Here is a 19,247-nt window from a genome sequence, read left to right as displayed (position 1 = left end):
TGTCCGAGCGGGTGAAAAATCGACAGGACGGCGCGGCGAGGTGCGCCGTCGGCGAAGGAGGACGCGGTGGACGACGCGGTCGTGGTCGGTTCCGGCCCCAACGGGCTCGCCGCCGCCGTCACGCTCGCCCGGGCGGGGCTGTCCGTGACGGTGCTGGAGGCCGACGAGACCATCGGCGGCGGGGCCCGCACCCTCGCGCCCGGCGACGACGGCGACCTGCTCGAGGGCCTGCCCGCCGGCGTCGTGCACGACCTGTGCTCAGCGGTGCACCCGATGGCGTGGGCGTCGCCGTTCTTCCGCGCGTTCGACCTGCGGGCGCACGGCGTCGAGCTCCTCACGCCCGAGGTGTCCTACGCGCAGCCGCTGCCCGGCGGCCGGGCCGCTGTCGCGTACCGCGACCTGGAGCGCACGGCCGAGGGTCTCGGCCCCGACGGCGACGCCTGGCGTTCCCTGCTCGGCCCGCTGGCCGAGCAGTGGGAGGCCGTGGTCGCCGTCGGGCTGGGCGACCGCCGGTCGGTGCCGCCCGGGATCCTGGACGGGGCCGACCCGCTGCGGGCCGGGGCGGGCGCCGTCCGGTTCGCCCTGGCGCTGCTCGAGCAGGGCTCCCGGGCGTGGGACGCCCGGTTCTCCGGCGACGGCGGCGCGCTGCTCACCGGCGTCGCCGCGCACACCATCACCCGGCTGCCGTCGCTGTCGGCGGCGGGCACCTCCCTGCTGCTCGGCGCCCTGGCACACGCCACGCCGGGCGCCGGTCCGGCGGGATTCGATGGCGGGTGGGCGCTCCCGCGCGGCGGGTCCGGGGCGATCGTGGCGGCGCTCGTCGCGGACCTTCAGGCGCACGGGGGCACCGTCGTGACGGAGCACCGGGTGCGCACGCCGGCGGACCTGCCCGCCGCCCGCGTCGTCCTCTTCGACACCACGCCGCGCACGCTGCTCGACGTGCTGGGCCCCGCCGTCGGGCCGGGCCTGCGCCGGGCGCTCGAGGGGTTCCGGCACGGCAACTCCGCCGCCAAGGTGGACTACGTGCTGTCCGGCCCGGTGCCGTGGGCCGACCCGGAGGTCGGCCGCGCGGGCACCGTGCACGTGGGCGGCACGCGCGCCGAGATGGCGCGGGCGGAGAACACCGTCGCCGCCGGCCGGCACGCCGAGCGGCCGGTGTGCCTGGTCAGCGACCCGACCGTCGTCGACGCGTCCCGCCGCGTCGTCACCGGGGGCGCGGAGCTGCGCCCGCTGTGGGCGTACACGCACGTCCCGGCGGGCTCCGACGTCGACGTCACCGAGACCGTCGCCGCCCAGATCGAGCGCTTCGCGCCGGGGTTCCGCGACGTCGTCGTCGGCGCGCGCGCGATCCCCGCCGCCCGCATGGCGGAGCACAACCAGAACTACGTCGGCGGGGACATCTCCGCCGGCGCCGCGACGATGTGGCAGATGCTCGCGCGCCCCACGCTGCGCGCGAACCCCTACCGCGTCGCCGGCGGGGTGTACCTCTGCTCCGCGTCGACCCCGCCCGGGCCCGGCGTGCACGGCATGGGCGGCTGGCACGCCGCCCGCCGCGCGCTGCGCGACGTGTTCGGGCTCCGCGTCGCGGCCCTCTGACCCCGCAGGGTGGGAGCGGTCGTCGTCGTCCGTCTCGTCGTCGGGGTCACGCCTCAGCGGCGGGACTCGAAGAAGTCTCGCAGGATCCGGCCGCAGTCGTCCTCGCGCACCCCGCCGACGACCTCGACGGCGTGGTTGGCACGCTGGTCGCGCACGAGGTCCCAGACGGAGCCGGTGGCGCCGGCCTTCGGGTCCCAGGCGCCGAGGACCAGCCGCCGCACGCGCGCCGCGACGAGCGCGCCCGCGCACATCACGCACGGCTCGAGCGTGACGACGAGCGTGCAGCCCTCGAGCCGCCACTCCCCCCGCGTCAGGGCCGCCTGCCGTAGCGCGAGCACCTCGGCGTGCGCCGTCGGGTCGCCGGTCTCCTCGCGGCGGTTGCGGCCGAGCCCGACGAGCCGCCCGTCGGCGTCGACGACGAGCGCGCCCACCGGCACGTCGTCGCTGGCCAGCGCGTGCGACGCCTCGTGCAGCGCCAGGCCCATGAGCGCGTCCCACACCTTGCGTCGCCCGCCGACCGTGGACGGCGGGAACTCGCCGTCGGCCCAGGGCAGCGCGAGGCCACGAGTTTCGGCGTCCGAGGTCATGGCGCCAGGCTAGGCGGGTTTCGACGGGCTCAACCAGCGGGGGTTCGCGGGTACCGTGGGGCCCATGCGCCTGCACGTCGCCGACCACCCGCTGGTGGACCACAAGCTCACCGTCCTCCGCGACGAGAAGACCCCGTCGGCGACGTTCCGTCTCCTCGTCGACGAGCTCGTCACCCTGCTCGCCTACGAGGCGACGCGCCACGTGCGCACGGAGCCGAAGGAGATCCGCACCCCGGTCACGACGACCACGGGCGTGCGCCTGAGCGACCCGAGCCCCATCGTCATCCCGATCCTGCGCGCCGGGCTGGGGATGCTCGAGGGCATGACCCGCATGATCCCGACGGCGGAGGTCGGCTTCCTCGGCCTGCAGCGCGACGAGACGACCTACGAGGCCGTCACGTACGCGAACCGCCTGCCGGACGACCTCACCGACCGGCAGGTCTTCCTGCTCGACCCGATGCTCGCCACCGGCGGCACGCTGGTCGCGGCGATCGACTACGTGCTGGAGCGCGGCGCCCGCGACGTCACGGCCGTGTGCCTGCTCGCCACGCCCGAGGGGCTGAAGGTGCTCGAGGACGCCATCGGCTCCCGCGTGGACGTGCAGATCGTGGTGGCCGCCGTCGACAAGCGCCTCAACGACCAGAAGTACATCGTCCCCGGCCTCGGCGACGCCGGGGACCGGCTGTACGGCATCGTCTGACACTCCGCTGGTCGAGCCTGTCGGGTTTCGACAAGCTCAACCAGCGGGACGGTACTCGCAGTCCCCGACCCGCTCCCAGGACCGGCCCCAGCGGTGGCCGCGCTGCCCGTCGTCGGCCTGCTGCGCGTCGCGCCCGACGTAGCGGTAGTTCGCCCCGCGCCACGACGCTACGTCGCCCACCTCGTACCCGCCGCCCCAGCGGACCCGGTCCGAGCACCAGCCGGACGTGCCGGTGAACGGCTCGACGGCGAGCTCGGTGGCCCGGTCGCCGGCGCGCACGGTGTAGGTGGCGCCGTCGCGCCCGGTCACGGTGCCGCCGTCGGCGGTCGCGCTCTGCCGGGCGCCGACGGTCACCGAGGCGGACGCGCCGTTGGAGCCCTGCACGGTGAAGTCCTGCGGCACGGACGAGCCGGTGTTGTCCAGCACCACCGTCACCGGCCGGGTGGACGTCGAGCGCCACCGCTGCTTCTCCACCTGCACGGCGCCCGGGTCCAGGCGCGCCTGCGGGTCGACGACGACGCACGACACGGCGTCGTGGTCGACCGTCCGCTCGACGGCGAGCGGTCGCTCCTCGACGGTCCGCGTGAGCCGCACGCTCGCCGAGCCGGCATCCGCCTGGACACCGCCGACCGTCGCCACGAGGGCCGCGGCGGAGCCGGGCTCGACGACCGCGGCGTCGCCGCCGGCGAGCGTTGCCTTCCAGGCGACGGCGCCGCGGTTGCGCACGTCGACGACGACCTGCGCCCGGTCGTCGACGCACCGCGTCGCGACGTCCAGGCGCACGTCCACCGTGCCGGGCCAGCTCGCGGTCGCGCAGCTCTCGAACGCCGGGACGTCGACCCGCGCGAGGTCGCGCCCGTCGGCGGTGAGCGCCAGGGTGCGCGTGCCCCAGGGCACGGACACCGTGATGGACCCGGTGGCGCCGGCGTCGACCGTGGCGGCCCGACCGTCCACGGACTCGCCGCTCACCGCGAACCGCACGGCGTGCGTGGAGCCGGTGTTGTCCACCGGGACCGTCACGGTGCGCCACGACGTGTCGGCGGACTCGTCGAACCGGCACTCGGCGGCGGCGAGCGTCACCGGCCCGCCCGCGGCGGGGGCGAGTGCGGCGGCCGCGTACGACGCCGTCGGCGCGACGGCGGGGACGACGCCCTGCGCGGGCTCGTCGCCGTCGGCGTCCGCCACCCACCGGTACAGCTGGAACTCGGCGGCACCCGCGGCGAGCGAGGTGCGGTCCGTGGCGGCGACGAACGTGGCGCTCTCCCCCGGCGCGAGCCGCTGGGCGTCCGTGGTGACGCCGGCGGCGGCCATCCCGGCGCGCATCGCCTCGTCGCTGGTGTTCGTCAGCGTGCCGCGCACCTGCAGGCGGCCGTCGACGTTCACCGTCTCGACGGACGTCGAGACGGCCCAGCTGGGGTCGTAGCAGTCCGCGGACCCGTGCGCTCCGGCGGGCACGCTGGTGCGGTACGTCTCGCCGCCGAGGGTCGTGGCCACGGTCCAGGCGGCGCTGCCCGCGGGGACGCGGAGACCGTCGGGCACCCGGAGCGTGACCGCCGACCCGGGCGCGACCTCCTGCGCCGCCGCGGCGGTGCTCCCGGCGGCGTCCAGCCGCACGCTCAGGGTCTGGTCGGTGGTGTTGACGTAGGTGCCCTCGACGACGACGGAGGCACTGTTCACGCCCCCGACGGCGGTGCACCGGGCCTGGACGTCGCGCGCGCCCGCGGCGGCGCCCGCCCACGGCTGCGCGACCGTCACCGCGGCGTTCCCGCCCACGGTGTGCGGGGACCCCGGCAGCTGCGGGGCGGCCGCGACCGTCATCGACCCGGGCGTCACCGAGCCGTCCGCCACCACGCGCAGCCGCACCGACCGCTGCTCCCCGGGCGCCAGCGCGGGCGCGCCCGGCGTGGCGACGCAGGTCCAGACGGCGCCGGACGACGGCTCGCCGGCCCCGCCCGGCACGCACACGAGGTCGCCGTCGGACGTGACCGGCCGCAGCCCGGCGGGCACGCCCAGCTCGACCGACCAGGCGGCGGCAGGCTGGTCGCCGGTGTTCCGCACGGTCACGGGCACCCAGGCGGCGCCCGGGTTGGAGACGGGCACGGTGTCGCCGGCGGAGGCCGTGAGCTCGGCGCCGTAGGGCCGCACCGTCGTGGGCGGCAGGCCCGCGTCCTCCCGGCCGACGCCGTCCGCCCAGACGGCGGCCCCGATCGCGTAGCTGCCGCCGGCGTGCATGCGCACCGGCACCGCGACGTCGCGCGACTCGCCCGGCTCGAGCGTGCCGACCGCACAGCGCGCCGACCGGCCGCCGGAGTCCCCTGGCGTGCACGACAGGGCGTCGGCGCCGAGCACGCCGAGCACGCCGCCCACGGCGGCGCCCGCCGGAGCCTGCGGCAGCGCCAGGTCGACGCCGTCCGGGAGCGCGACCTCGACGACCGTCGCGCTCGCCGTCGCCTCGCCCGTGTTGCTGACGGTGAGCACCAGCGGCTGCGCCGTGCGCGGCTCGAGCGGTGCGGGGGCGGCCGTGACCGTGAGGTCCGCGACGGGCGCGAGGAAGGTGGTGCCGACCAGGTTGACCGGGCTCGTCGGGTCGGCTGCGGGGTCGACGGGATCGACGGGGTCGACCGGATCGATGGGGCCGACCGGGTCCTTCTCGGCGGGCTGCACCGCGCCGGTGCCGGGCTGCTCGCCGTCCACCGTCCACGGGGCGCCCTGGACGGCCACGGGAGCGGGCGGGGCGGCCTCCGGCGGCTCCTGGGCGCCGCCGAGCGCGTTGAGCACGGTGGCGACCCCGACCGCCGCGACGGCCACCGCGCCCGCGGCGGCGGCGACGCCCGCCGTGCCGACGGCCGCGCCCGCGGCGGCGGCCGTCCCCGCCGTCGCCGCGACCGTCGTGCCCGCGGTGGCGGCGGTCGCCGCGGTGGCCGTGGCCGCTCCGGCCGCCGTCGTGCCCGCGGTCGCCGCGGCCGTGGTGCCGGCGGTCGCCACCGCCGTCGTGCCCGCCGTGCCGGTGATGCCCGTGGCCGCTCCGGCCGCGCCCGCGGTGGCGCCGACGGTGCCGCTCGCGGCGGTGCTCGTGCCCACGACCGTGCCGACGGTGGCGCCGGTCCCCGCACCCGCCGCGCCCCCGGCGGCGGCGCTTCCGGCCGCGGCCGTGCCCCCCGCGACGGCCGTGCCCCCGGCCACCGCCGCGCCACCGGCGCTCGCCGCACCGCCGAGGATGCCGCCGATCGGAAGCGCTCCCACGACGGCGAGGCCCGCCATCCCGACGATCAGCGGCGCGACCACCGCGCGCATGCCGTGCGCGATGTCGCCGAGCTCGAGCACGAGGGCGCGGCACTCGGCGCAGGTCTCGAGGTGCGCGTCGACCTTCGCGACCTCGCGCTGGGCGAGCCCACCGCGCACGTACGCGCCGAGCAGGGCGTTCACCCCCCGGCAGCCGTCGGTGGGCGCGTGCGTGAGGTGCTCCTGCAGGTAGCCGACCCGCAGCCCCTCGCGGGCCCGGTAGGCGAGCGCGGACACGCCGTTGGGCGTCAGGCCGAGGATCGGCGCCACCTCCGCGGGCGCCCGCCCCTCGATCTCCGTGTACCAGAGCACGGCCTGCCAGCGCTCCGGCAGCGCCTGGTAGGCGTTCTTGACGACGGAGTGCTCGAAGCCCTCCAGCGTGGCGACGTCGGTGGGGTCCACCAGGCCGAGCGCGGCCTCGAACGTGCCGTCGTCGGCCGTCGGCCGGGTGCGCTGCACTCCGCGCGCGAGGTCGGCGGCGAGGCGCCGCACCACGGTGAGCAGGTACGCCCGGAACGTCGCGTCGGGCCCGCCGCCGTGCTGCAGCACGGCGAGCACGCGGTGAAACGCCTCGGCGACGAGGTCGTCGGCGTCGGACGGCGAGCGCACGTACTGCCGCGCCACGGCCCGTGCGGCGGGGACGTGACGGGTGTACAGCGCCCCGAACGCCTCGAGGTCTCCGCCACGCACGTCGAGGATCAGCTCGGCGTCACTGCGCGCCGAGTCGTCCGATCCCACGTAGACGTCCGTCATGGCCGACCTCGCTCCGCAACCGCTGCGCGAGCGCCCCACGCAGACCCCCTGTACCTTACGCGCCCGGAGCAGCGCTCGAGAGGGTGAATTCACCCCGGCGGAACCGCGATATCCCGTGCCTCGGGCAGCCTTCGCGGGGTACGGGCGAATTCGCCCGGTGAAATCCCGCGCATCTGCGTCATGATGGACACCTATGGGGGTCCCTTCATCATGAACCGGTCCACGAGCGGGCCCGCGGGTGCGCCCGGTCACGTCGCCGACGTGATCGATCGTTGGCGCGCCACGAGCCTCGCCGAGGTGTGGCTGCGCCCCGACGACTGGTACCACCCCGCCGTCGACGCCCTCGTCGAGGCCCTCGACGAGGGCCGGTCGCCGCATGCCGCCGCGCACCGCCTCGGCGCCGCGCGGGGACGGGCGGGTGTCGGCCTGGGCGAGACGCTGGACGACGTCGAGTGCCTCTACCGCACCGCCCACCACCCGGCGGACCCGGACGCGATCCGCGCGGTGGCCGTCGGGTGGGTGCGCGGCCGCGACGCCGAGCCGGCCCTCGGCGCCCTGCGCGACCCCTCCTCCGGGCTACCGACCCGCGAGTACCTGGCCGAGCGGCTGCGCGAGACGTACGGCGCCGCGGTCGGCGCCGCCGAGGGCGTGCCGGAGACGCACTGTCTCGTCGTCGTCGACGTCGCCGTCGACGGGCTCGCCCCGTGGGACCGCGCCGCGCGGTCGGCGACCGTGGGTCGCGCCCTCGAACAGGTCTTCGGGGAGGGGCACCCGATGGCCGCCCTCGCGGACGGCGTGTTCATCGTGCTCGCGCGGCGCGACACCGGGGTGCCCGACCTCGCCAAGGCCACGCGCGGGGTCGTGGAGCGCAACGGCGCGCTCATGGGGCTCGGCGACGCGCTGAGGCGCCCCACCCGGGTGTGGGTGGAGCGCCTCCCGACGTCTCACGGCGCCGCGGTCGAGCTGCTGACCCAGCTGGCTCGCTGACGTCTCCGCCGGTCGAGCTTGTCGAGGCCCCGCACGGGTTTCGACAGGCTCAACCAGCGATGTGGTCAGTGCTGCGCGTAGGTCAGGCAGTCGGCGTGCGCGTCGTCGTCCGGGCCGGGCCCGACGCGGATGGCCGACGCCGCGCACTCGAGATCGGTGTTGTGGACGCAGTCCCCGCGCTGGCACGCGCCCACGTGGGCGACGACCTTCTCCAGGCCGCCCTTGGCGCTCAGCGGGATGAAGGTGGCGCACGACGCGTCACCGCTGTGCCCCGCGATCGTCACCGCCCCGGCGTGGCAGCCGTGGTCGTGGTTGTAGCCGCAGCCCTCGACCGTGCACTCGGTGACCTCGGGCATCTCCATCAGCGTGCTCATCGTGCGCTCCTCGCCGCTCGACGCCGGCTCTCGCCGCCTTCGACCACGATATTCCTCTCGCACGGAAATGCACAGCGAATGCGAGATCGAATTCATCGCGCACCGGATAAGGAATACCTTACCTATTGCCTGCGAGAATCAGATCGAGCGAATTAACGAAGAATTGCCTTGCGGAAATCCGCTCAGCCCCGGCGGGTGGGGCGCCAGAGCACGAGCGCGCCCTCCTCGGCCTCCAGGTCGGCACGCTCGGCGCGGCGGACGCGCTGCCCCCGCCGCACGACGACGACGTCGCCCGTCGTCCCGGCCGTGAACACCCGGCCGCCCGGCTGCATCGCGAGCGCCGCGAGCCGCCCCTCGAGCTGGGCCACGTGCTCCTGCAGGTCGAGGATGCGGCGGATGCCGGCGAGGTTGATGCCCTCCACCTGCGCGAGGCGCTGCACCTCGAGCAGCCGCGCCACGTCACGCTGGGAGTAGCGACGGCCGCGCCCCGCGGTGCGGCGGGGCGTGACCAGGCCGAGGCGGTCGTACTGCCGCAGCGTCTGCGGGTGCATCCCCGCGAGCCGGGCCGCCTGCGACACGGTCAGCACCGGTGCGTCCTCGGTGACCATCGCTACCTCCCTCGCCGCTGCTGCTCGACGTGCCGGCGTCACTCCGCCGCGCGCTCGGCGAGCCCCGCCCGCACGTCCTCGTGGTCGCTCTCGGCGGCGAACGCCTCGAGCGCCTCCCTCGCCTTCTTGCTGAGCTTCTGCGGCACGGCCACCTGGACCGTGACCAGCAGGTCGCCCTGCGTCTTCGCGGTCTTCACGCCGCGACCCTTGACCCGCAGCACGCGGCCGGTGGGCGTGCCCGCCGGCACCTTGAGCCTCACCGTGTGCCCGTCGAGCGTCGGCACCTCGACCGTCGTGCCCAGCGCCGCCTCCGCGAACGTCACGGGGACGTTCATGCGCAGGTTCGCGCCGTCGAGCGTGAACACGGGGTGCGGCGCGACGTGCACGGTGACCACGAGGTCGCCGGCCTCGCCGCCGCCCGAGCCGGGTCGGCCCTTGCCGCGGATGCGCAGCTTGCGGCCGTCGTTCACCCCGGCGGGGATCTTGGTCTTGACCTTGCGGCCGTCCACCGTGAACTCCACGGTGGCGCCCTCCACGGCCGTGCGGAACGGCAGCGTGGTCTCGGCCGCGACGTCCGGGCCCTTCTGCGGCGTCGTGAAGCCGGCACGCTGCCGGCCGCCGCGGAAGCCGCCCTGGCCGCCGAGCATCGAGCTGAGGATGTCCTCGAACCCGCCGCCGCCGGCACCCCCCTGGGGGTACTGCTGGTAGCGCACGTTCGGGCCGGCGCCGCCGCCGAACATGGAGCCGAAGACGTCCTCGAAGCCGTTGCCGCCGCCGCCCGGGCCCGCCGCGAAGCGGGCACCGCCGCCGGCCATGGCGCGCACGGCGTCGTACTGCTGGCGCTGCTCGGAGTCGGACAGCACGGCGTACGCCTCGCCGATCTCCTTGAACTTCGCCTCCGCCGACGCGTCGCCCGGGTTCTGGTCCGGGTGGTACTTGCGGGCGAGCTTGCGGTACGCCTTCTTGATGGTCGCGTCGTCCGCGTCCTTGGGGACGCCGAGAGCGGAGTAGAAGTCCTTCTCGATCCAGTCCTGACCTGTCACGACGCCCCCTTCCTGGTCATGCTCGTGATCTCATCATCCTCGGGTTCGAGTCCTGGAGCCGGAGCCCCGCTGGTTGAGCCTGTCGAAACCCGGCGACGGGTTTCGACAAGCTCAACCAGCGGGGGCGGGTGTCACTCCGGTCCGACGACGCCCACGCGGGCGGCGCGGACGACCTTGTCGCCGATGCGGTAGCCGGGCTCGACCACCAGGCTGACCGTGGTGGCCGTGGCGTCGGCGTCGACGTTGTGCATGAGCGCCTCGTGGACGTTCGGGTCGAACTCCTCCCCGACCTGTCCGAACCGCTCGATGCCGAACTTCGCCAGCGACGCGTCGAGCTTCTCCGCGATGGCCGCCATGGGCCCGGAGAGCTCGGCGTGCTGCTTGGCGCGCTCGATGTCGTCGAGCACCGGCAGCAGCGCGGTGAGCACGTCCTGCGTGCCCTGCGTGCGCGCCGCCTCCTGGTCGCGCAGCGACCGGTTGCGGTAGTTCGTGAACGACGCCCGCTCACGCTGCAGCGCGTCCAGGTGCTCGGCCGCCTCCGCCTTGGCCTTGAGCACCTCGGCGCTCTCGGCCGCCTCGCCCTCGGGCTCGAAGTCGAGCGCCGCGAGCGGGTCGGAGGGCTCGCCGGCCTGCTGCTCGGCGTCGCCCGAGCCGCGGGCCTCGCCCGAGGTGGGATCGACCTTGCGCTTGTCGGTGAACTGGAAGGGGGTCTCCCCCGAGCCCTCCGGGTTCTCGGAAGGCTCGGGGGTCCCCTGCGGGTTCTGGTCCGTCACTTCTTGTCGTCCTCGTCGTCGACGATCTCGGCGTCGACCACGTCCTCGTCGGCGGTGGAGCCCTGCGCCGACTCACCCTGGGGGGCGTCGTCGGCCGGAGCGCCCTCGGCGCCCGCCTGCTGCTCGGTGGCGTACAGCGCCTGGCCGATCTTCTGCGAGGACGCGCCGAGCTTCTCGTACGCGGTCTTCACGGCGTCGGCGTCCTCGCCCTCCAGGGCGGTCTTGACGCCGGCGATGTCGGCCTCGACCTCGGTCACGACGTCGGCGGGGAGCTTGTCGCGGTTGTCCGCGATCTGCTTCTCCATCGAGTACGCGAAGGCCTCGGCCTGGTTGCGGGTCTCCGCCTCCTCGCGCCGCTTCTTGTCCTCGGCGGCGTGCTCCTCGGCGTCCTTCACCATGCGGTCGATGTCCTCCTTGGGGAGGGCCGACCCGCCGGTGATCTTCATCGACTGCTCGGTGCCCGTGCCGCGGTCCTTGGCGGACACGTGCACGATGCCGTTCGCGTCGATGTCGAAGGTGACCTCGATCTGCGGGACGCCGCGCGGCGCCGGGGCGATGCCGGTGAGCTCGAACGTGCCCAGCGGCTTGTTGTCGCGGGTGAACTCGCGCTCGCCCTGGAAGACCTGGATCGCCACGGACGGCTGGTTGTCCTCCGCCGTGGAGAAGATCTCGCTGCGCTTGGTCGGGATGGCCGTGTTGCGCTCGATGAGCTTGGTCATCACGCCGCCCTTGGTCTCGATGCCGAGGGACAGCGGGGTGACGTCGATGAGCAGGACGTCCTTGCGCTCGCCGCCGATGACGCCGGCCTGCAGGGCCGCGCCCACGGCGACGACCTCGTCCGGGTTGACGCCCTTGTTGGGCTCCTTGCCGCCGGTGAGCTCCTTGACGACCTCGGTCACGGCCGGCATGCGGGTGGAGCCACCCACGAGCACGACGTGGTCGATGTCGGAGACCGAGATGCCGGCGTCGCGGATGACCGCGTGGAACGGCGCCTTGGTGCGGTCGATGAGGTCCTGCGTCATCTGCTGGAACTGCGCCCGTGTGAGCTTCTCGTCCAGGTGGACCGGGCCGTTCTCGCTCATCGACAGGTACTGCATCGAGACGTTGGTGCTCGTCGCGGACGAGAGCTCCTTCTTGGCCTGCTCGGCCGCCTCGCGCAGACGCTGCAGGGCGATCTTGTCCTTGGACAGGTCGACGCCCGCGCTGTTCTTCACCTGCTTGATGAGGTGGTCCACGATGCGCTGGTCCCAGTCGTCGCCGCCGAGGCGGTTGTCGCCGGACGTCGCGCGCACCTGGATGGTGGAGAAGTCGTCCTCGTCCTTGCCGACCTCGAGGAGCGAGACGTCGAACGTGCCGCCGCCCAGGTCGAAGACCAGGATGAGCTCGTCCTCCTTGCCCTTCTCCAGGCCGTAGGCGAGGGCCGCCGCGGTGGGCTCGTTGACGATGCGCGTCACGTTGAGGCCCGCGATCTGGCCGGCGTCCTTGGTCGCCTGGCGCTCGGCGTCGTTGAAGTACGCCGGGACCGTGATGACCGCGTCGGTGACGGGCTCGCCCAGGTACTCCTCGGCGTCGCGCTTGAGCTTGCCGAGCACGCGCGCGGAGATCTCCTGCGCGGTGTACTTCTTGTCGTCGATCTCGACCGACCAGTCGGTGCCCATGTGGCGCTTGACCGACGAGATGGTGCGGTCGACGTTGGTGACCGCCTGGCGCTTGGCCACCTCACCGACGAGGACCTCGCCGGTCTTGGAGAACGCGACGACGGACGGCGTCGTGCGCGACCCCTCCGCGTTCGCGATGACGGTGGGCTCGCCGCCCTCCAGGACGGCGACCACCGAGTTGGTGGTACCCAGGTCGATACCGACTGCTCGAGCCATGTGTGCTGCCTCCATGCATACGTCCGGGCGCCCGTGCGCCCGAGGTTGAGTCAACTGCACTCAACGTAAATCTCGGCGTCCCTGCCTCGCAAACGGCGGGCGCCAAAGTTGAGTCTGCATGGCTCAACCTTGCTGTCGGCGCGGATATTCCCGCAGGCAGACCCGCCCGTTCGCTCTGAGCGAACAGGCCCCGTCATCCACGGATACCGGTGGCGGCGAACGCCTCCAGCTCGCGGACGAAGGAGCGCGGCCGCGTCATGGGCAGGTAGTGGCCGCCGCGAGGGTCGACGACGACGCTGCCCCGCGTGGCCGCACCCAGGAAGCGGCGCTCGTCGGCGCGGAGATGGTCGAAGCGGCCGTTCACGAACCGCACCGGGCCCGGGTAGGCCGCGAGGCGGTCGAGCGGCCGCTGCGCACGCAGGGCGGCGACGGCGTCAGGGATCACCTCCGACGCGATGCCGGCGCGCGCGACCGCGTCGGCCGTCCGTCGAGGAAGGGCGGCGCGCAGGACGCGGGCGCTCACCCGCTCCCCGCCGTCGGCCCAGCCCGACAGCGCGCGGTGCGCGACCAGGAACGGGGCCGTGCCGCTCCGCGTCGGCACGGCCGTGGCGCCGGCGACGACGAGCGCTGCGACGCGCCGAGGCTCGCGGGCCGCGAACGCCATCGCCGCGTACCCCCCGAGCGAGTGGCCGACGACGAGGGCGCGCCCGCCGACGGAATCGACCGCCTCACCCAGCACGTCCGCGGCCGCCTCGAACGAGAACCGCTCACCGCGGCGAGCGCCGTGGCCCGGGAGATCGACGGCCACCGCGGGCCGCCCGGCGGGCAGGTGCTCGACCACCTCGGTCCAGGCGGCGCGGTTCAGCCTGATGCCGTGGACGAGCACGAGAGGCAGGGACGGGACCACGGGCTTCCCCGTTCGTCGAGAGTGGAGCCGATGCCCGGGCCGGCATCGAATGCAACGCACCGTTGCGTTGTGTGAGTCTGGCACGCGAGGACCCGTATCGCAACGCAACGGTGCGTCGTAGAGTGCGACCGTGAAGAGACCAGCCGCGCAGGGGTCACGCGAGCCGAGGCCAGGCGGTCCGCGGCGGGCGCACGACATCTTCCAGGCGGCGCTCGACCTGCTCGTCGAGCGCGGCTACGAGGGCCTCGCGATGGAGGCGGTGGCGAGCCGCTCCGGCGTGAACAAGACCACGCTCTACCGCTGGTGGCCGTCCAAGGACGCGCTGCTCGCCGCCGCGCTCACCGACAGCGACGCGCTGTCGCTGTCGGTGCCCGACACGGGATCGCTGCGGGGCGACCTGCGTGCGCTCACGGGGCGCATCGCCGAGCTGCTGACCGACCCGGTGACGGCGCCGATCGCCGCGGCGCTGCTGTCCGCCGGCGTCGAACGCCCCGAGCTCGCCGCGCTGTCCCGCGCCTTCTTCGGCGACCGCCTCGTGCGCGAGCAGCCCGTGCTCGAGCGGGCGGCCCAGAGGGGCGACCCCGTCGCGGACGTCGACCTTCGCACCGTCATGGACCTCCTGGCCGGGGCCGTCTGGTTCCGCGTCTTCGTCCGCGGCGGGGAGGCCCCGACCGGAGCGGAGCTCGACGAGATCGTCCGCACGGTGCTCCGCGGGGTCGAGGGGCGCGCCGAGCCCTCGTCGTGAGGCCCGGCGGGAGCGCCCCTCACACGGGGCCGCTCACACCAGGCCGCTCACACCAGCTCGACACCGTCGGCCTGCGGCCCTCGGTCGCTCTGACGGACCTTGAAGCGGACCCGGTCGCCCTCCTCCAGGAACTCGACGTCCCGCACCACCGACACGTGCACGAACAGGTCGTCACCGCCGGCATCGGGGGTGATGAAGCCGAAGCCGCGGTCCGCGTCGTAGCGCGCGACGGTGCCCTCGCCGCCGCGCACCGGCCCGCCGGACGACCGGCCAGACGATCCCGGACGGCCCGGACGGCCGCGGTCAGCGCCCCCGCGCGCGTTCCCACCACGAGAAACATGCCCATCGCGAGAGCCACGCCCCTCACGAGAACCGTGCACGAGCCGGACGTCGCGGGCGTTCGGACCCTTGTCGCCGTCGACGACGTCGAACGTCACGCGCGCCCCCTCGGGCAGCGTCGTCAGCCCGCCGCCGAGCGCCTTGACGTGGACGAAGACGTCGTCGCCGCCCGCGTCGGGCGCGATGAAGCCGAAGCCCCGGACGTCGTCGAACCAGGACACCGTGCCGTCCGCGCCGTCGGACGCCGGCCCCGCGGATCCCGACGGCCCGGCCGCCGCGACGAGCGGGAGCAGGTGGTCCGCCTGCGGCCCCTTCTCGCCGTCGACGACGAGGAACGCCACCCGCTGCCCCTCCGCGATCACGCCGCCGGTGACGATGGCCGAGCTGTGCACGAAGATCTCCGCACCGCCGTCGTCGGGCGTGACGAAGCCGTACCCCTTGGCCGGCTCGTACCAGGCGACGGTGCCGAGCACACCCAGGGGTGTGTCGGCGGCCAGGTCGCCGGTCACACGGACGCGCCGGGCCTGCGGGCCGCGGTCGCCCTCGCCCACCTCGAACTCGACGGTCTGCCCCTCACGGAGCTGCTTCGGGCCGTCGTCGCCGACGATCTCGGACGCGTGCACGAACAGGTCCTCGGCCTCGTTCCCGAGGTCGATGAAACCGAACCCTCGGTCGGCGTCGAACCATCGGACAGTTCCCTGGGGCACCTAGGACTCCTACTCTCGGCAGACATTGCTTCCCCCAGTGTCCCCCGAGAGCGACGGTCCCCCGACAGCGGCGGCGACGGGGCCGCCGTCAGAGGGGCTTGCGCATCTGCTGCGTGACGACGGCGTACCCCGCGGAGTCGTAGAGCGACACCGCGGCGGCGTTGCGGCCGAAGACGTTCAGCTCCAGTGCCGCCGCGCCCGCCTGCCGGGCGGCGTCCTCCGTCGCGGCGAGCAGCGCCCGCCCCAGCCCCTGCCCACGACGGGACTCCACGACCTCGATGTCGTAGAGGAACGCGATCCCGGGCATGCCGTGCGGCGGGTCCAGCGCCACCCAGCTGCGGCCGACGGTCTCGCCGTCGGCGTCCACGGCGACCCGCAGGAGCATCCGCCGCGTGTCCGGCCCCTGGGGCAGCAGCCGCGCCGACTCGTCGCGGGCACGTCGCACAGCGCCCTCGTACGGCCACCGGCCCGACGCGACCTGCTCCGCCGCGTAGTCCTCGGCCAGCGCGTCCTGCCACTCGTCGAACTCGGCCGGGGTCATCGGGCGCAGCGTCACCGTCGTCATGTCGCGCATGCTGGCACAGGCAGGGACCCGCGCACGCCTGGACCGGCCCCGGGTCAGAAGGGCGGCGGGCCAAGATCCGATACCCCCGGAGCGGGGGCGCGGGTCCGAGCGTCGCGACGCTCCGCGCCGGAGCCCTCGATCCGTGGGTGCGTCTTGCGTCGGCCGGTCGGGCGGGTGTCCGGCCGCTCGCCGTCGGTTCGTCGACCCTCCGGTCGCGCGCGATGGTTGCGGCCGGTGGGCGAGGTCCAGGTCAGGACGCCGTCGGGGGCGCGGGCGACGCGCCATCCCGTCTGGTGCTTCACCACGTGATGATGGCGACACAGATGAGTGAGGTTGTCGGCGGTCGTGGTGCCGCCGTCGACCCACGCGCGGACGTGGTCGACGTCGCAGCCCGCCGCGGCGCGGGTGCAGCCCGGGAACGTGCAGGTGAGGTCGCGCGCCTGCAGGAGGGCGCGGAGGGCGGCGGGCACGGCGTACGTGCCCGGGTCGGCGGTCAGCACCGTCCCGTCGACGGGGTCGACGAGGAGCCGGCGCAGCGACGGGGCGTTCGCGGTCAGGCGGAGCGCGGTCTCGGGGTCGACAGGGACCTGCCCGTCGAGCTCCGCCACGCCGCACGTGGCGTCGTCGCCGAGCAGCGTGAGCACGGGAACCGTGACCCGCACCGTCGGGGCGATGCGACGCGCCAGGCCCACCAGGTCCGGTACGCCGCCTGCGGCAACGCCGGAGCCAGCATCGGAGTCGGCGGTGCCGGAGGTGACATCGGACTCGGCCTCATCGGGCGCCGTACCGGCAGGCCCGTCGCCTCCGGCGAGGAGGAGCGCGGCCAGCGCGTCGGCGCGCAGCTGCCCGGTCTCGCGCGGGTCGCCGCCGGATCGGGCGACCCTGGCCGCGCGGGTGAGCCGGTCGTGGATGGCGTGCGCCTGGGCGACGGGCAGGTGCGCGGTGAGCCACGCCATGCCGTCGGCACCGGGGCCGAGGTAGACCGCTCGCTTCTCGACCGCCTCGCGGTGTCGCACGACCAGCGGCACCGGGTGCACGCGGTCGCGGGCGCGTCGCAGACGGCGACGGAACTGCGGCGCCGTGACGTGCCCGGCGACGGGCAGCACGGCCGCTTCGACCCTGCGCCGGGCCTCGGCGTCCGGCAGGTCGGCGAGGGTGTCGGCGAGCGCCCGCGCGTGCGTCGCCGAGAACCGCCCCCGGCACAGCCGCACCAGCGCGGGCTCGGCGGCAGCACCGACGGCGTCGCCCGCGGCGTCCGCCGCGGCCTCGGTCAGGACGCGGGCGGTGTCGACGAGGTGCGACGCCTCCTGCTCGGGCAGCCGCAGGGCCGTCGCGAGGTCCGCCGTGAACGCGCGCACCGCGAGCTCGTGCCGCCGCGCCGACGACGCACGACGCAGCTCGGGGTCGCTCTCGTCGAGCAGGGCTCGCTCGCTGCCGGCGGCCGCCCGCCGCGCCCGCTCGACCGCGAGCAGCTTGGCGCCCTCCAGTGCATCGATCCGCGCCTGGATCGCCACCGCCTCGTCGATCGCCGACGAGATGTCGTGCACCGACGGCCGAGGCCCCGGATCGACGCGGCGCAGCACCTCGGCACCGTCGTCGCCATCCCCCGACTCGTCGTCGAACATGTGTTCGATTCTACCCGTCGCCGATCAGGCCCCGCAAGGGTCTTGTCGCAGGACACGGGCTGGATCGAGGCTTCGGGCAGTCCGTCACGCCGGAACGTGCGAGGGCCGACAGCGCAGCGCCACCGCCCCGGACCGGAACTCCTGGCGCCCCACGAGCTCGAGCTGGATCCGCTCGCGCAGGCCGGCGAGCAGCGTCGGCCCGTGTCCGGCGAGGACCGGCTGCACGAGGAACTCGTACTCGTCGATCAGCCCCAGGTCCGCCAACGCCAGGGGCAGCGTCACGCCGCCCACCCACAGCCCTTCGCCCGCCTCCTGCTTGAGCCGCTGCACCGCCGGACCCAGGTCGCCCCGCACCAGCTCGGCGTTCCAGTCGACCTCACGGAGCGTGCTCGACACGACGTGCTTCTTCGCCCGGTCCAGGCTCTCCGCGAACGGCACCTGCCACGCGTCCACCCGGTCGGGCCACGCGCCCGTGGCCGGCCTCCGCCAGGCCGACTCCATCATCTGGTAGGTCACCCTGCCGAAGAGCAGGGCGTCGGCCCGCTCCATCTGAGCGGTCCAGTAGCGCATCGACTCCTCGTCCGGTGGGAGCCCTGCCTCGTGATGGCAGCAGCCGTCGAGCGTGACGTTGATCGAGTAGCGAAGCGGTCTCATCGATGTTCTCCCTGGCGTGCCCGAGCTCACCGGCCAGTACGTCCGACCACCGTCGGCGCCGTTTCTCATCGGCGCGACCGCCTCGGGGATGACCTACGTTCGGGACATGCCCTCCCGTGCCACCGCCCCCGACCGGACCGGACACCTGCGGCGGGAGGACGGTGTCGAGCTCTACTACGAGGCGGTCGGCAACCCCGACGGACCCGCGGTGCTCTGGCTGCACGGCGGACCGGGGAGCGGGGCGGACGACGGCCACCGGCACCGCATCGACCCCCGCCGGCAGCAGTCGATCACGTTCGACCAGCGCGGCTGCGGACGCAGCCGGCCGCTCGCCACGGCACTGGTCGCGCAGGGCCGCCCGGACCTGCTGGACCGGAACACCACGCCGGCGCAGATCGAGGACATCGAGGCGCTGCGCCGCCACCTCGGCGTCGAGCGGTGGACGGTGACGGGCGCGTCCTGGGGCGCCACCCTCGCCCTCGCCTACGCGCAGGCGCACCCGGACCGGGTGACCGGGATCGCGCTGTTCGCCGTCACGAACACCTCGACCGCCGAGGTCGAGTGGATCACCGAGGCGATGGGCCGCGTCTTCCCCGAGGAGTGGGAGATCTTCGCCGGCGCCGTCGACCGTGCGCCCGGCGAACGGGTCGTGGACGCCTACGCGCGGGCGATGCGCGACCCGGCGCCGGAGGTGCGGGCCCGCGCGGCGGGGGCGTGGGGTCGCTGGGAGGACGTGCACGTCTCCCTCGGTCCCGGCTGGCGACCGGACCCGCGCTGGCAGGACCCGCCGGTCCGGGACACCCTCGCCACCCTCGTCACCCACTACTGGTCGCACTCGGGGTTCGGCGGCGACGAGATGCTGCACCGCGCGGACCGCCTCGCCGGCGTGCCGGGCGTGCTCATCCACGGCCGGCACGACGTCTCCAGCCCGCTGGTGACGGCCTGGCGCCTCCACCGCGCCTGGCCCGGCAGCGAGCTCGTCGTCCTCGGCGACGGGCACGGCGGGACCGACTCGGTCGGCCGGCTCGAGCAGGCGATCGCCCGCCTCGCGGTCGAGGCGTGACGCCCGCGGCCGCAGCCGTGCACACCCGCGCCGGACCGGGCCAGGTCCCGGTGCCTAGACTCGGG

At 74.8% G+C, this 19,247-nt stretch carries 17 protein-coding genes; 5 read left to right on the top strand and 12 right to left on the bottom strand.

The window, feature by feature from the left end; all coding sequences use genetic code 11:
- Positions 1–66 precede the first annotated feature (66 nt).
- Positions 67–1,596 carry a phytoene desaturase family protein gene (locus AAG589_RS10920; RefSeq protein WP_430567287.1) on the top strand — a complete coding sequence of 510 codons (1,530 nt, stop codon included), beginning with the start codon at positions 67–69 and terminating at the stop codon, positions 1,594–1,596.
- A 53-nt stretch (positions 1,597–1,649) separates the two neighbouring features.
- Here AAG589_RS10920 and AAG589_RS10915 read toward each other — a convergent pair whose 3' ends face one another.
- Positions 1,650–2,081: a nucleoside deaminase gene (locus AAG589_RS10915; RefSeq protein WP_430568007.1), complete on the bottom strand. Its 432-nt coding sequence runs from the start codon at positions 2,079–2,081 to the stop codon at positions 1,650–1,652.
- Positions 2,082–2,247: 166 nt separating this feature from the next.
- Here AAG589_RS10915 and upp point away from each other — a divergent pair, with 166 nt between their 5' ends.
- Positions 2,248–2,883, top strand: coding sequence for a uracil phosphoribosyltransferase (upp, locus tag AAG589_RS10910; protein WP_430567286.1), 636 nt, complete (start codon positions 2,248–2,250; stop codon positions 2,881–2,883).
- Between the two features lie 36 nt (positions 2,884–2,919).
- On the opposite strand, the gene AAG589_RS10905 is transcribed toward upp, so the two are convergent.
- The gene (locus AAG589_RS10905) at positions 2,920–6,918 is read right to left on the bottom strand and encodes a sigma-70 family RNA polymerase sigma factor (protein WP_430567285.1); all 3,999 of its coding nucleotides are present in this window, start codon (positions 6,916–6,918) and stop codon (positions 2,920–2,922) included.
- Positions 6,919–7,179: 261 nt separating this feature from the next.
- On the opposite strand from AAG589_RS10905, the gene AAG589_RS10900 reads away from it, so the two are divergent.
- On the top strand, positions 7,180–7,905 hold the full coding sequence (locus AAG589_RS10900) for a hypothetical protein (RefSeq protein ID WP_430567284.1): 726 nt from the start codon (positions 7,180–7,182) through the stop codon (positions 7,903–7,905).
- 65 nt (positions 7,906–7,970) lie between these two features.
- Here AAG589_RS10900 and AAG589_RS10895 read toward each other — a convergent pair whose 3' ends face one another.
- The 6 genes from AAG589_RS10895 to AAG589_RS10870 form a co-directional block, all read right to left on the bottom strand.
- Complete coding sequence (locus AAG589_RS10895) at positions 7,971–8,279, bottom strand: DUF1540 domain-containing protein (RefSeq protein WP_430567283.1); 309 nt, start codon at positions 8,277–8,279, stop codon at positions 7,971–7,973.
- A gap of 182 nt (positions 8,280–8,461) precedes the next feature.
- On the bottom strand, positions 8,462–8,887 hold the full coding sequence (locus AAG589_RS10890; protein ID WP_430567282.1) for a heat shock protein transcriptional repressor HspR: 426 nt from the start codon (positions 8,885–8,887) through the stop codon (positions 8,462–8,464).
- Between the two features lie 38 nt (positions 8,888–8,925).
- Positions 8,926–9,930, bottom strand: a complete 1,005-nt coding sequence (locus AAG589_RS10885; RefSeq protein ID WP_430567281.1) for a DnaJ C-terminal domain-containing protein — start codon at positions 9,928–9,930, stop codon at positions 8,926–8,928.
- A 131-nt stretch (positions 9,931–10,061) separates the two neighbouring features.
- Positions 10,062–10,703, bottom strand: a complete 642-nt coding sequence (grpE, locus tag AAG589_RS10880; protein WP_430567280.1) for a nucleotide exchange factor GrpE — start codon at positions 10,701–10,703, stop codon at positions 10,062–10,064.
- Positions 10,700–12,577 (bottom strand): molecular chaperone DnaK, encoded by a 1,878-nt coding sequence (gene dnaK / locus AAG589_RS10875; RefSeq protein WP_430567279.1) that lies wholly within the window; start codon positions 12,575–12,577, stop codon positions 10,700–10,702. Before dnaK ends, grpE begins: the two co-directional genes overlap by 4 nt.
- Before the next feature lie 193 nt (positions 12,578–12,770).
- On the bottom strand, positions 12,771–13,484 hold the full coding sequence (locus AAG589_RS10870; RefSeq protein ID WP_430567278.1) for an alpha/beta fold hydrolase: 714 nt from the start codon (positions 13,482–13,484) through the stop codon (positions 12,771–12,773).
- A 130-nt stretch (positions 13,485–13,614) separates the two neighbouring features.
- Between AAG589_RS10870 and AAG589_RS10865 the strand changes: the two genes are divergently transcribed.
- The gene (locus AAG589_RS10865) at positions 13,615–14,229 is read left to right on the top strand and encodes a TetR/AcrR family transcriptional regulator (protein WP_430567277.1); all 615 of its coding nucleotides are present in this window, start codon (positions 13,615–13,617) and stop codon (positions 14,227–14,229) included.
- A gap of 47 nt (positions 14,230–14,276) precedes the next feature.
- On the opposite strand, the gene AAG589_RS10860 is transcribed toward AAG589_RS10865, so the two are convergent.
- The 4 genes from AAG589_RS10860 to AAG589_RS10845 all read right to left on the bottom strand — a co-directional run bounded on the left by AAG589_RS10860 (position 14,277) and on the right by AAG589_RS10845 (position 18,119).
- Positions 14,277–15,275, bottom strand: coding sequence for a cold-shock protein (locus AAG589_RS10860; RefSeq protein ID WP_430567276.1), 999 nt, complete (start codon positions 15,273–15,275; stop codon positions 14,277–14,279).
- Positions 15,276–15,363: 88 nt separating this feature from the next.
- Positions 15,364–15,840: a GNAT family N-acetyltransferase gene (locus AAG589_RS10855; protein ID WP_430567275.1), complete on the bottom strand. Its 477-nt coding sequence runs from the start codon at positions 15,838–15,840 to the stop codon at positions 15,364–15,366.
- A gap of 53 nt (positions 15,841–15,893) precedes the next feature.
- Positions 15,894–17,465: an HNH endonuclease signature motif containing protein gene (locus AAG589_RS10850; RefSeq protein WP_430567274.1), complete on the bottom strand. Its 1,572-nt coding sequence runs from the start codon at positions 17,463–17,465 to the stop codon at positions 15,894–15,896.
- Between the two features lie 84 nt (positions 17,466–17,549).
- Positions 17,550–18,119 (bottom strand): dihydrofolate reductase family protein, encoded by a 570-nt coding sequence (locus AAG589_RS10845; RefSeq protein ID WP_430567273.1) that lies wholly within the window; start codon positions 18,117–18,119, stop codon positions 17,550–17,552.
- Positions 18,120–18,225: 106 nt separating this feature from the next.
- Between AAG589_RS10845 and AAG589_RS10840 the strand changes: the two genes are divergently transcribed.
- A complete protein-coding gene (locus tag AAG589_RS10840; RefSeq protein WP_430567272.1) occupies positions 18,226–19,182 on the top strand; it encodes an alpha/beta fold hydrolase in 957 nt (318 codons plus the stop codon).
- Positions 19,183–19,247: the final 65 nt, after the last annotated feature.

The organism is Isoptericola sp. F-RaC21, assembly GCF_038593535.1.
Lineage (GTDB): Bacteria > Actinomycetota > Actinomycetes > Actinomycetales > Cellulomonadaceae > Isoptericola.
The sequence above is the reverse complement of the archived record's forward strand: the minus strand, read 5'-3'. Positions and strand labels throughout refer to the sequence as shown.

Bases quoted from the DNA above. Each gene is read 5' to 3' on its own strand.
- AAG589_RS10915 (WP_430568007.1), bottom strand. From the start codon at position 2,081: ATGGGCCTGGCGCTGCACGAGGCGTCGCACGCGCTGGCCAGCGACGAC.
- upp (WP_430567286.1), top strand. From the start codon at position 2,248: ATGCGCCTGCACGTCGCCGACCACCCGCTGGTGGACCACAAGCTCACC.
- AAG589_RS10905 (WP_430567285.1), bottom strand. From the start codon at position 6,918: ATGACGGACGTCTACGTGGGATCGGACGACTCGGCGCGCAGTGACGCC.
- AAG589_RS10895 (WP_430567283.1), bottom strand. From the start codon at position 8,279: ATGAGCACGCTGATGGAGATGCCCGAGGTCACCGAGTGCACGGTCGAG.
- AAG589_RS10890 (WP_430567282.1), bottom strand. From the start codon at position 8,887: ATGGTCACCGAGGACGCACCGGTGCTGACCGTGTCGCAGGCGGCCCGG.
- dnaK (WP_430567279.1), bottom strand. From the start codon at position 12,577: ATGGCTCGAGCAGTCGGTATCGACCTGGGTACCACCAACTCGGTGGTC.
- AAG589_RS10855 (WP_430567275.1), bottom strand. From the start codon at position 15,840: ATGACGACGGTGACGCTGCGCCCGATGACCCCGGCCGAGTTCGACGAG.
- AAG589_RS10850 (WP_430567274.1), bottom strand. From the start codon at position 17,465: ATGTTCGACGACGAGTCGGGGGATGGCGACGACGGTGCCGAGGTGCTG.
- AAG589_RS10845 (WP_430567273.1), bottom strand. From the start codon at position 18,119: ATGAGACCGCTTCGCTACTCGATCAACGTCACGCTCGACGGCTGCTGC.
- AAG589_RS10840 (WP_430567272.1), top strand. From the start codon at position 18,226: ATGCCCTCCCGTGCCACCGCCCCCGACCGGACCGGACACCTGCGGCGG.